Genomic DNA, 12,259 nt, shown 5'->3' on the forward strand with positions numbered 1-12,259 from the left:
ATGGGTACGGCGGGCTGGCACGCGTCTCGGTCATGCACAATCCGCCGTATGCGCATGAACGATACCCACCACACCACTGACCGTAGTGTTGGAGCTGTCTTCTTGGTGTTTTTGCGGCTTGGGCTGAGCTGTTTTGGCGGCCCGATTGCCCACCTCGGGTATTTTCGTGAGGAGTTTGTGGTGCGCCGCCAATGGTTGAGCGAGCGCAGTTATGCCGATTTGGTGGCCTTGTGCCAGTTCTTGCCTGGGCCAGCCAGTAGCCAAGTGGGTATGGCACTGGGGCTATTACGCGCTGGTTATGCAGGGGCGTTGGCGGCTTGGGCAGGTTTTACGCTGCCATCGGCTGTCGTCCTCATCTTGTGGGCCTTGGGGATTAGCCAGTATGGTGAGAGCATGCCTACGGGGGTGCTGCATGGCTTGAATGTGGTGGCGGTGGCTGTCGTGGCACAGGCTGTTTGGGGCATGGCCCGCCATCTTTGTCCAGATGTGCCGCGTATTACGCTGATGGCATTGAGCACTTGCACGGTGTTGGTGCTGCCATCTGCCTGGGGGCAAGTGGGCATCATCTTGGTGGGTGCCGTTGTAGGTCTGCTGCTGTTCAAACCGGTGCAGGAGCTGCCACACGATCCACTGCCTATCACCATCAGGCGCCAGACGGGCCTGTTTTGGTTGCTGCTGTTTTTGGTGTTGTTGGTCGGTTTGCCACTGCTGACCGCACTGTTTCCGCATCCGGTGCTGGCGATGGTTGATGCGTTCTACCGTGCTGGGTCTTTGGTGTTTGGTGGTGGGCATGTGGTGCTGCCGTTGTTGCAGGCCGAAGTGGTGCCCAATGGCTGGATCAGTGAGGCGGCTTTTTTGGCAGGGTATGGGGCGGCCCAAGCAGTGCCTGGCCCCTTATTTACTTTTGCTGCTTTTCTGGGGGCCTCCATGCACCAAGCACCCTCGGGTTGGCTGGGCGGCTGGATTGGCCTGTTGAGCATTTTTACCCCCTCGTTTCTGCTGCTGGCGGGAGCCTTGCCGTTTTGGGAACAGCTGCGCCGCCAGCCTCGTACACAGGCGGCACTGTCTGGTATCAATGCCGCCGTGGTGGGCCTGTTGCTCGCTGCCCTGTACCAACCTGTATGGACACATGCCATCTATACGGCGCAGGACTTTGCTTTGGCTTTGCTGGCATGGGTCGCACTCCTGTTTTGGAAAGTAGCCCCCTGGCTGGTGGTGCTGGGCTGTGGCGTGGCTGGCTGGTGCTTGGCCGGTTAAAAAATGTGACTGTGTTGAAAAAATGCTGCACTGCAACATTTTTCCCTTGCAATTTGGCTAAACCGCCTTACCATAAGAGTCATGTTGCGCCGCAACATTTTTCTTCCAGGCTGGGCTTGGGGTGGCGCACGAAACCTGATAGGAGTTTTCACATGCAAACCATCAACGCCCAAACCTTCACTGACGCTGGCAAAAACGCTGCCGCTGATTTTGCTGCTGCTGCCACCACCACCTTTGCTGGTTTTGAAAAGCTGGCTGAGTTGAACCTGGCTACTGCCAAGTCGGTGCTCAACGGTACGCTCAATTCGTTGCAAGCCGTGGCTGCTGCCAAGACCCCTGAAGAAGTGCTGTCGGCCCAGACCAATTTGGTCAAGCCTTTGGCCGAAAAGGCCACTGCCTATGGCCGCAGCGTGTACGAAATTGCTTCGGAAACCAGCTCGGAATTGACCAAGGCATCGAAAGAAAAGATGGCCGAAGCGCAAAAGACTTTCAACACGTCGCTGGAGTCGATGACCAAGAACGCTCCCGCTGGCAGCGAAGCCTTTGTGGCCGCGTTCAAGAACGCTGCTGCTACAGGTCAACAAGTGCTGGATTCGGCCCAAGCCGCTGCCAAGCAAGCCGTGGCCCAAGCCGAAGCCCACGTCACTGATGTGGTAGCCAAGACTGTCAAGAGCACTGCCAAGGCCTAATCCGCTTCGGTATCGGCCCTACATGCCATCCGTGGCCTGCTTTGCAGGTGCCGGATGGCGTTTTTTATGGCTGTGCGGTCACTGCGCGCACCACAGCCCGGCCCAGCGCCCGACAAACCCGAATCTTGCGCGCTAGCGGCCACCAGTCGTACAGAAAAATCTGTAAAGGCCGCCACAGTGCCACCCAGCCCAGAATGGTCAGACCCTCGCGGGCTACCGTAAAGTGTGTGTCTGGAATGATTTGCTTGCTGGCATCGGCAGCCAGCAGGCACACCGTTAAAAAGCTGATACCAATGAGCAAGCTGGTGCGGCCCTCGCGCAGCAGCCGGTGCAGTTCGCCCCGCACCAGTTCAGCCTTGTAGCTGAAGTAGTTGTGAATCGCCTCGGTGATCAAAGCGGCCGGATCACCTTCGGTGGGCCAATGCTGCAAATGCACGGTGATATGCAAATGGCTGTCGGAGGGCAGACCCTGCGCCCAGGTTTCAATAAAGACTTCGGCCTCGCGGTCGAGGTCTTTATTCAAAAAGGGAGAAGGGTCTAGGGAGTTGAATAATTGCCCCAGCTCGCGCACACGCAGTTGCAGGTGGTGGATGGGGCGTTTTTTCATCACCCTTGCGAGGACGCTGCCGCATCAGAAGGGCAAAAAGGACGTGACACGCAAGCCGACAACATGGTTGCGCTTGGCACCATTCCAGCCACCATCTTTGGCCAGCAGTGCATTGCCGTTGCTTTGGTATTTGTCATACGTTACGCCCACCACTATTTGGGGATGTACCTTGTAGTTGAGGGTGATTTCACTGACCAAGGTGATGTCACCCTTGGCACCACGCTGGTATGGCAGGTTATTGCTGGCGACCCTGGTGGCGGATTGGGAGCCTAAAGCGTAGAACCTGCCCATATCGTAGCGTATACCTATCAGGTAGTTGCGATCTTCGATTTGTGCATCGCCCTTGGAATAGCCGACGCGACCAAAGCCCGACCAGTGGGGGTTAAAGCGGTAACTGGCTGTAGCAATGACAGCGTCTACCTTGGGGGCTTTGTGGCCTGGCCCAGGCCAGACGGCATCTTTGTCGTAAAAACGAAAAGCATCTGTATGGTTGAAGGTCAACTGGTAGTGTTGTTGCTGATGCCGAAAATTGAGCTCCAACACATAGGCCAAATCCCCATGCACCAGATTGCGTGCGGCATGGATGGTTTCACGATCACCAAACGCATCCCCGACGATACCGGTGAATGACAGGCCATGGCTGTAGTTCTGTTGCACTACCAAGGCCCATGACGGAAACGGTGGTGCCACCACCCGAGTGGCGGCGTTGCCGTAATCGTTGCCATGCACCAAGTCGCCGCTAAAGAGGGGATTAGAGAGATACCAGTTGGCGGTATCAATCTTGCCCAGCATGACCATCGTGCCATTTTGGCGGTGCGTGATTGCCAATTCTTGCAGACCAGACTTGTCATCTACGCTCCTACGGTGAACACCGATGGTCTCGACCGTGTTGACACCAAAGCCCATGGGGTTGGTGAGCGAGTAGGCGCTGCCACCGCCCAGGGTGCGATTGTCGCTATAAGCGCCGTGAAACATCCAATCACCGTGTTTCAACCGCAGCACCAAAAAGTTGAGTAAACGCCCCCCGGTATTGGTGACGAGAGGTGGGCGAAATGGGCTGGGCCGGTTGCGCAGCGCCTCTTCGGTGCTTTTTTGCAAAGTCACATGGTTGATGAACAAACCACTCCAGCCCGCAGGGGGCTCCTTGGGGGGCTCTTGGGCCTGAACGGAAGCTCCACAAGCGCACAGGCTCGACACCATGAGGCGCAATAGTTGGGTGGTGTGCATGAGGAGAAACTCAAGCAGGGTTTGCAGAGCCGTCCACCAAAGGCCCATGAGGCTCTAACGCGGCTAGGGTGATTTGATTGCGTCCAGCCAGTTTAGATTGGTAGAGCATTTCATCAGCACGGGTCAGCAGTTGGCTGGGACTTTGGCCGTGGTCAGGAAAGATGGCAATCCCAGCCGACAATGTGACGCGAATGTGGAGATTGGCAAAAACAATTGGCATGGCCTCTAGTTGTGTCCGCCACGATTGAACCCGCTCCCATGCCTGCTGCGCAGACATGTTTGGCATGATGGCCACAAACTCCTCTCCTCCATAGCGGGCGATCAAGTCACTTTCACGGGCACCTTGCCGCAGTAACTGTGCCAGTGCCTTGAGCACTTCATCACCTGCTGCATGGCCGTATTGATCGTTCACCTGTTTGAAATGGTCCAGATCCAGCATGACAACGGCCAGCGGTTGCTCCTCGCGTCTGGAGCGCGCAAGCTCGCGTAGAAAAGTGGCATCTAGGTAGCGGCGGTTGTAGAGTCCTGTCAGGGGGTCACGGGTGGCCAGTTCTTGCAATGCCGTTTTCTCTTGTGCCGCTTGGTGCAGTTGATTCTCTAATTGCTGCTGCGACTGTAACAACTGGGCTTCGTGTCGTTTGCGCTCACTGATATCTCGGCCTATGCCTTGATAGCCTTTGATGTTGCCATCACTGCCATAGATGGGCACAGATGACACTTCGATCCAGACTTGGCCGCCATTTTTATGGCGCATGGGCAACTCGTACTGAAAAGCCACGCATGGCGGTGCCGCCATTTTGATGGCACGACGGTCTTTGAGTTTGGTGTCCAGAATGGCTTGTCCTTGCGGTGTCAAACTCTCTTGCACAGCCGTGCCAATCACTTCTTCACGAGAGAAACCCCGTGTCTGTTGATCGGCCCTGTTGATATAAGTAAAATTTAACAGTGCATCTGTGCGCCAGACGATGTCGGCCATATTTTCGGCCAGCATGCGAAAATGCTCCTCACTGGAGTGCAACTCTTCTTTCTGGCGAAGAATGGTCCACTGGTGCCGAGCCGAAATACCTGCCAACAGCAGCAGAAAAAAATAGCCTACCGTTAGCTCTATGGTGCGCCATTGCCATTGCTCAAGCATGCGGGATTGGTCAATGCCATACGCTACGATCAACGGAAAATTTCCGGTTTTGCTAAACCCCAACAAACGTTCATGCCCATCTATATCTGATTGGGCCACATTGCTTGCTTCTGCGGTTGGAGCATGCAAAACGGCTGGAATTTGGAAGTTGGCAATGTGATTATCCGAGACCTTGGGTATCTGTGGGTGACGGGCAAGGATGGTGCGAGATTCGTCTAGCAGCGCCACAGAATCGCCCGGACTCAGACTGAGTGAGTTGAGCCAATTTTGTGCAATTTGAAGTTCGATCACTCCCATGACACCACCTTGGAAATCACCTGTTGGTGATCTGAGGTGTCGAGACAACACCAGCACAGGTTGTCCTGAAGCAGACTTTGTGCCTGGAACATAGCTGACCATAGGGCCAGAGCCGTGGTGCCTTTTGCGGGCCTCACAAACCTCTGGTTTTGATCGGACGCCGGTATTTTTTCCGGTGACTGTGGCAGTAAAAGTGCAATTGCTATCAAAAATAACAATGCTAAAGAAATCAGGAACGGTATCGGCTTTTTCCTTCAAAAGCTGTGTCAATTTTTGAAAATGGCTTTTGCTGGGATCAGGATAAATAATGTCTTCTTTTTCTAATCTTCCAAGAACATCCCGCAAGACATAATCGGTTGCCATGATTTTTGAGCTAAAGGACTGGCTAATAATTTGGCTGCGTTGCATAGCGCGATAGGCAGCATTTGACAAGACTTTGTCGTATTCTTTCTTTAAATCTATGAGTAGCCAAATGCCAGATAATGCAAGAAATGCCAATAATGTGCCATAGACCCAGAAAAATGGCGAACGAACCCGCAGTTGCCCAAATGCTGGTGCCAGTATGCCCAACGCCTGAAAAATTTTTGCCATCAACTTTTTAATCTATTAACACCCTGAAAAAGCCGTCACCAACCTGCAAAAAATCTCCTAACACCACCAAACCATGTTCTATGTCTATCTGGTCTGCTACTCTACACCCAGTAACAAAAAAATGCTTCCTTGTGGTGTGGGGGTGTTGAGAGCGGTTGGCGGTTGCCAATATCTGCATGGCGATACCAACAGCCTGACAGCCTGTGTTTGTCCGCAACCGTGGTGCCGTCTTTTAGGCCCAAGTCGATACTTGCCAACGCCTACGGCTGTTTTTACTGAACGAATCGCCCCGCAGGGCGTAATCGGCCCAACCGTAGCTGTCCCTAAGGCTGAATTTTTGGCCCACAAACTGAAGTGGCTCTGCCTTGTCTGGGGTATGCACACCCTTGAATGGAATCCAACCCAACAAATAACGGGACGATTGGGGGTTGCACGCATACCAATGCCGCTGTGTTGAATGGTGCCATCGCATGGGTGGAGCCCCGAACCTCGGACAATAGGCGCTTGACTCTTCTATCCATTCTCAAGCCCCTGCCCCCCGATGAACGCCTCTTCTGATTCCTTGGCCCCCGATAGCACCAGCACTGTCCACGAGCAGCAACGGCTAGAAAAACGACTGTACCGCCAAGTGCGCCAAGCGGTGGATGATTTTGGCCTGATTGAAGACGGCGACCGCATCATGGTGTGCCTGTCGGGCGGCAAAGACAGTTATGGTTTGTTGGATTTTTTGTGCAAGCTGCAACGCCGGGGCGCACCACGCTTTGAGATTGTGGCGGTGAACCTCGACCAAAAGCAGCCCGGTTTTCCGGCCCATGTGCTGCCGGAGTACCTGACACGTATTGGTGTGCCCTTCCATATCGAAACGCAAGACACCTACAGCGTGGTGAAAAAGCATATCCCCGAAGGCAAAACCATGTGCAGCTTGTGCTCGCGCTTGCGTCGGGGCATTTTGTACCGCTTGGCCGATGAGCTAGGCTGCAAAAAGATAGCTCTGGGCCACCACCGCGACGATATGCTGCAAACCTTCTTCTTGAATATGTTTTTTGGCGGCAAGCTCAAGGGGATGCCACCCAAGGTGGTGAGTGACCGGGGCGACCATTTGGTGATTCGCCCATTGGCCTACGTGGCCGAGGCCGACTTGGCCCGCTGGGCTGAGTTGCGCGCGTTTCCAATTATTCCCTGCACCCTGTGTGGTAGCCAAGACAATTTGCAACGCCAGCAAATCGGCCAAATGCTGCGCGACTGGAAAACCCAGTATCCCGGGCGCATCGAGAACATGGCCGTGGCGTTACAAAACTTGGTACCTTCGCATTTCATGGACAGCCGCCAGTTTGACTTTAAGGTGCTACAAGCCACTGGCGTGGCCGACCCGGCGGGCGATAAGGCTTTTGACCCAGAAGAGTTTCCGGCCTTTGCGCCCAGTGCTTTTGTGGGCGTGCCCGTTGTGCCGCAGTAAGCAGCGGTGGCCAGAGTGTTTTTGCCGGGGCATCGCAGGCGCTCTGGTGCGGGTGCAGAGAAATAATTCGACGCTGCTGTCAGGGTTTTGCTGTGGATACAGTGGCTCTTCGCATAGCCTGCATAGAAAAATTGGCAATGGGGTCTTTGGCAATGGCCCTGCGCACAGCCGCACGAACCTCGGACAATAGCGCCTTGTTGCCCCTTTCCTCTTTGACCGTGCTGCCCCCCCCAATGACCCTCAAAAGCCCTGAACTGCTGCTGCCTGCTGGCTCACTCGACAAAATGCGCGCTGCCTACGATTTTGGCGCCGATGCCGTCTATGCGGGCCAGCCGCGCTACAGCCTGCGCGCCCGTAACAATGAATTCCGCTTAGAGCAAATCGCCCAAGGCATTGCCGAGGCGCACCAGCGTGGCAAAAAGTTCTTTGTTACCAGTAACCTGATTGCGCACAACGACAAGGTGCGCACCTACCTGCGCGATATTGAGCCGGTGATTGCTTTGCGCCCAGACGCCCTCATCATGGCCGACCCCGGCCTGATCATGATGGTGAAAGAGAAATGGCCTGAACAGGCGATTCACCTGTCGGTGCAGGCCAACACCACCAACTGGGCGACCGTCAAGTTTTGGCAAAAGATGGGCGTGGAGCGCATCATTCTGTCGCGTGAGCTGAGCTTGGATGAGATTGAGAAAATCCGCCAAGAATGCCCCGACATGGAATTGGAAGTGTTTGTGCATGGCGCGCTGTGCATTGCCTACTCGGGCCGCTGCCTGCTGTCGGGCTACTTTAACCGCCGCGATCCCAACCAAGGCACTTGCACCAATGCTTGCCGTTGGGAATACAAAACCCACGATGCCGCCCTGGACTCCAGCACCGGCGAGGCCATTGCCACACGCATGGAGGGCGACTTTAACTTTGCTGCCGCCCAACAAGAGGCCGAGCAGGCTTTCTCCTCCTGCGGCGACGGCCAGCGCCATCCCGCGGCTGACAAGGTGTACCTGATCGAAGAGATTGGCCGCCCCGGTGAGCTGATGCCCATCATGGAAGACGAGCACGGCACCTACATCATGAACAGCAAAGACCTGCGTGCCATTGAGCATGTGGCCCGGTTGACGCAGATTGGTGTCGATTCTTTGAAGATTGAAGGCCGCACCAAGAGCCTGTATTACGTGGCCCGCACGGCGCAGGTGTACCGCCGCGCGATTGACGACGCTGTTGCGGGCCGCCCGTTCAACCCCGAATTATTGTTGGAGCTGGAGGGTTTGGCCAATCGGGGCTATACCGGTGGCTTGTTGGAGCGCCGTCCTAGCCAAGATTACCAAAACTACATCACCGGCCACTCTATTGCCCACCGCAGCCAGTTTGTGGGTGAAGTGCATGCGGTGCAAGATGGTTGGGCCGAGGTGGAAACCAAAAACCGCTTTGCGGTGGGCGATCTGATCGAGATCATCCACCCCAGTGGTAATGTGCAGTTGCGCTTGGAGCACATGCGCAATGCCGAAGGCCAGCCACTGCTGGTGGCCGCGGGCAATCCGTTGCGGGTTTGGATTCCGCTGGAAGAGCGTTATGCGGGTGCGCTGCTGGCACGCGTGTTTGAAGCGGCTCCTGCGGCAGAGGCTGTTAGCGCCTAACCTCCACTGAACGGGCGGGCTTGCCCTGAACAGACCAGCCCCGCCCGTTGCAGGTGAAACATCTCCAGTACCGGACTCAAGAAGAAGCCCACTTCCCACGGGTTTTTGAGGATAAAGGAGCGGCGCACCTGCTCAAACAGGGGGCTGTGGGCCGGTATTTGGTGCGCTCGCATTTCCATGATGGTGTAGTTCCATTCGATGGATTGCTCAAAGGTGAATTTGGCGCGCTCGTCAATAGTGAAAAAGCAATGTGGGTTGCGGCGCAGTTGCTTTGCCTTGAAGCTGTCGGGCATGGAGATCAGAAACACATCGTCTTCTGCACTGGACAGAAACGCCAACACTGTCGTGTGGGGCTGGCCTAGGGCCAAGGTGGTGAGCACACCCACCTTGTTATCGTTGTCTTTGGCCTCTACCGGCGGAATGCCCTGCAAAGGGCTGGGCGGTAGTGGGTGTTCTGGGCGGGCATCGGCAGGAAAGGTGTAGCCCGGTGCCGTCAGGCTGTCTACCACCTGCACGCCGTGGATCAGGGTGTATTCCAGCGGCTCCAGCACCAGCCAGTTGTCTTCAGCAGCTTGTACACGGCCTTTGTACGAGGTGCGATACACGCGCAGTTCTGCATCGAGTTCATCCACGCCAGTGCGGTTATCCAGGTGGACGGTGACCAATGATCCCACCGCCAGTTGGTGTCCACGCGGAATGAAGATATGCAGTGCATTGTTGCGCCGGGGGTAGACCACACCGATGTGGTGAACCACCCCAGTGGACTGGTAGCTGGCCAAAATGCCCAGCAGTTGTTCGTTCAGGTAGTCACGCAAGGCCATGGGGCTCTCCGGTAATGGAAATGGGTGCAAATAATTTGCTTAAAAGGCTTTGTTGCTATATAAATAATAGCAAATGATTGCTGCCAGATAATCAATATAAGCCGATTGAATTGCCCCTTCCTTGCCATTGTTTGTTATGTCCCAGTTTGCCGCCAACCTCAGTTGGCTCTATCCCCATCTTCCTTTTCTCGACCGTTTTGAAGCTGCCGCCCGTGATGGCTTCACTGCCGTGGAATACCTGGCTCCCTATGGTTGGGAGGCTGGTGAGCTTGCCGCCCGCTTGCGCACCAATGGCCTGCGCCAAGTGCTATTCAATGCCCCCGCTGCTGGGTTGACGCCACCCGAGATGGCTGCTGCATGGCAAAGTGGTGCCCGTGGCACAGCGGCTTTGCCGGGGCAAGAGGCGGCCTTTCGTGCTGGTGTGCAAGAGGCACTGCGTTATGCAGCGGTGTTGGACTGTCCACGCATCCATGTGATGAGTGGCATGGTGCCGGTGGGGGCTGATGTAGCAGCCATGCAAACCACATTGATCGACAACCTGCGGTGGGCTTGCATGCAGGCAGCCGCCCAAGGCTGCCAATTGCTGATTGAGCCGATCAACGCACGCGACATGCCGGGCTATTTTTTGCAGCGCCAAGCCCAAGCCCATGCTGTGCTGGATGCGGTGGATTCGCCCCACCTCAAGGTGCTCATGGATCTCTACCACTGCCAAGTAGCCGAGGGCGATGTAGCCAGCAAGCTGCGCCAGTATTTGCCTACAGGCCGGGTTGCACATATACAGATTGCCGGAGTGCCCGAGCGCCAAGAGCCTGATATAGGCGAGCTGCACTACCCTTATCTGTTCGATGTGCTGGATGCTTTGGGCTACGCTGGCTGGATAGGCTGCGAATACCGGCCCGCTGGCGATACCTCTAGCGGCTTGGGTTGGCGCCCGCGTGACAGCACCCCTCGGCCCTGACTGGCCCCCAATTTTCTTCTCGACTTTTTCTTGATCGCTTTGATGACTATGCGCTTTACCACCCGGTTGATTCTTTACACCGCTGCACCGGCCCTGTTGTTTGTGCTGGCTTTGGCTGCCAGCTGGTGGGGGCTGATGCGCACGCAAAACGATTTCAATCGCTACATTGGCACCGAGCAGGCCATTGTCTCGGGGCTAGAGGAGCTGTATGCCCAAGGCTTGCAGGGGGGGCAGGCATTGCGCAACATTGTGCTCAATCCGAGCAACAAAAATGCTTACGACAACGTGCGTGCTGCCGCAGAGGCCTATACCCAAGCCTACGACAACACCCTGCGCTATGCACAGGGCACGCCGTTTGAGACACCCTTGCGTGCGCTGGCACAGCAACGCAGCCAACAGGTAGCCCTGCAAAACCAAATCATGGAGTTGGCCCGCAGTGATGCCAGCGCCGCTGCCGCCGCCATCAATCAGCAAGAGATTCCGGCGTGGCGGGCCATGCGTGCCACTCTGATGGAGCAAATCAGTGCCGCCCGCAAAACCGCAGCACAGGCCCATGCCCAGACCCAAGCGCGCGCCGACCGTATTCAGATGGTTGTTTTGGTGCTGGCCTTCACAGCCGTGTTGGTGGCTGTGGTGTTGGGCGTGCTCATGGCCCGCACCTTGCAGCGTGAATTGGGCGGCGATCTGGCCCAAGCCCGCCAAGCACTGTGCCAGATGGCCCAAGGCCATCTGAGCAGCAATGTGTCGTGGCAGGGGCAGCCTACAGGGCTGATGGCCGATTTGCAAGCGGTGCAAACCTATTTGCGCCAGTTGGTGGGCCAAGTGCGCAACACCACCATGCACATCACCAGTGCTGCCACCGACATCGCCCAAGGCAACCATGACCTCTCGGCCCGCACCGAACAGCAAGCCTCGGCCATTGAGCACACGGCCACCATCATGGGGCAGCTCACCTCTATCGTGCGCCAAAATGCCGACAACGCCCACCGTGCCAACTCGCTGGCCGTCAATGCCTCCACTGTGGCGGTGCAGGGTGGGCAGGTGGTCGAGCAGGTGGTGCACACCATGGGCGAGATCAACCAAGCATCGCGCCAGATTGCCGACATCATTGGTGTGATTGATGGCATTGCCTTCCAGACCAACATTCTGGCGCTCAATGCAGCAGTAGAGGCCGCACGGGCGGGTGAGCAAGGCCGGGGCTTTGCCGTAGTGGCCTCTGAAGTGCGCAGTCTGGCTGGACGCAGCGCAGAAGCTGCCAAAGAGATCAAGACGCTGATTCAGACCAGTGTAGACCGAGTGGCCCAAGGCAGCCAATTGGTGGATCAAGCGGGCGAGACCATGACCGATGTGGTCTCTGCCATCCAGCAAGTCAGCGCCATTGTGGGGGAGATCAGTAACGCCAGCAATGAGCAAAACACGGGCGTGGCACAGGTAGGGCAAGCCATCGTACAACTGGATCAGGCTACGCAGCAAAATGCACTGCGGGTGCAGCAAAGCACAGCCACAGCCGATGGACTGCAACAGCAGTCCGAGCAATTGTTGCAAGCGGTGGCCGTGTTCCGGCTAGACCCGACCTGACGACCAATAAAT

Annotated in this window: 10 protein-coding genes; 6 read left to right on the forward strand and 4 right to left on the reverse strand. The window is 56.2% G+C overall.

The annotated features are described in order from the left end of the window. The first annotated feature begins 54 nt into the window (after nucleotides 1-54). Both chrA and ACYVB2_RS08800 read left to right on the forward strand, forming a co-directional pair. On the forward strand, nucleotides 55-1,257 hold the full coding sequence (gene chrA, locus ACYVB2_RS08795) for a chromate efflux transporter (protein ID WP_382431849.1): 1,203 nt from the start codon (nucleotides 55-57) through the stop codon (nucleotides 1,255-1,257). Between the two features lie 152 nt (nucleotides 1,258-1,409). After that, nucleotides 1,410-1,946: a phasin family protein gene (locus ACYVB2_RS08800; RefSeq protein ID WP_382431847.1), complete on the forward strand. Its 537-nt coding sequence runs from the start codon at nucleotides 1,410-1,412 to the stop codon at nucleotides 1,944-1,946. A gap of 64 nt (nucleotides 1,947-2,010) precedes the next feature. Here ACYVB2_RS08800 and ACYVB2_RS08805 read toward each other — a convergent pair whose 3' ends face one another. From ACYVB2_RS08805 to ACYVB2_RS08815, 3 genes are read right to left on the reverse strand one after another with little or no spacing between them, the layout of a single operon-like run. Next, nucleotides 2,011-2,553 (reverse strand): hypothetical protein, encoded by a 543-nt coding sequence (locus tag ACYVB2_RS08805; RefSeq protein ID WP_382431845.1) that lies wholly within the window; start codon nucleotides 2,551-2,553, stop codon nucleotides 2,011-2,013. A gap of 24 nt (nucleotides 2,554-2,577) precedes the next feature. Next, a complete protein-coding gene (locus ACYVB2_RS08810) occupies nucleotides 2,578-3,780 on the reverse strand; it encodes a hypothetical protein (protein ID WP_382431843.1) in 1,203 nt (400 codons plus the stop codon). A gap of 10 nt (nucleotides 3,781-3,790) precedes the next feature. Next, entirely contained in the window at nucleotides 3,791-5,212 is a 1,422-nt protein-coding gene (locus ACYVB2_RS08815) for a sensor domain-containing diguanylate cyclase (RefSeq protein ID WP_382431841.1), read from the reverse strand. Nucleotides 5,213-6,344: 1,132 nt separating this feature from the next. Here ACYVB2_RS08815 and ttcA point away from each other — a divergent pair. Then, nucleotides 6,345-7,259, forward strand: a complete 915-nt coding sequence (ttcA, locus tag ACYVB2_RS08820) for a tRNA 2-thiocytidine(32) synthetase TtcA (RefSeq protein WP_382431839.1) — start codon at nucleotides 6,345-6,347, stop codon at nucleotides 7,257-7,259. Between the two features lie 233 nt (nucleotides 7,260-7,492). Next, nucleotides 7,493-8,890 (forward strand): prephenate-dependent tRNA uridine(34) hydroxylase TrhP, encoded by a 1,398-nt coding sequence (gene trhP, locus ACYVB2_RS08825; RefSeq protein ID WP_382432158.1) that lies wholly within the window; start codon nucleotides 7,493-7,495, stop codon nucleotides 8,888-8,890. On the opposite strand, the gene ACYVB2_RS08830 is transcribed toward trhP, so the two are convergent. Next, nucleotides 8,887-9,711: a pyridoxamine 5'-phosphate oxidase family protein gene (locus ACYVB2_RS08830; protein ID WP_382431837.1), complete on the reverse strand. Its 825-nt coding sequence runs from the start codon at nucleotides 9,709-9,711 to the stop codon at nucleotides 8,887-8,889. The genes trhP and ACYVB2_RS08830 overlap by 4 nt on opposite strands. Before the next feature lie 136 nt (nucleotides 9,712-9,847). On the opposite strand from ACYVB2_RS08830, the gene otnI reads away from it, so the two are divergent. Both otnI and ACYVB2_RS08840 read left to right on the forward strand, forming a co-directional pair. Beyond that, the gene (gene otnI, locus ACYVB2_RS08835) at nucleotides 9,848-10,669 is read left to right on the forward strand and encodes a 2-oxo-tetronate isomerase (RefSeq protein ID WP_382431835.1); all 822 of its coding nucleotides are present in this window, start codon (nucleotides 9,848-9,850) and stop codon (nucleotides 10,667-10,669) included. A gap of 42 nt (nucleotides 10,670-10,711) precedes the next feature. Continuing rightward, the gene (locus ACYVB2_RS08840; protein WP_382431833.1) at nucleotides 10,712-12,247 is read left to right on the forward strand and encodes a methyl-accepting chemotaxis protein; all 1,536 of its coding nucleotides are present in this window, start codon (nucleotides 10,712-10,714) and stop codon (nucleotides 12,245-12,247) included. Nucleotides 12,248-12,259: the final 12 nt, after the last annotated feature.

Source organism: Giesbergeria giesbergeri (assembly GCF_054779375.1).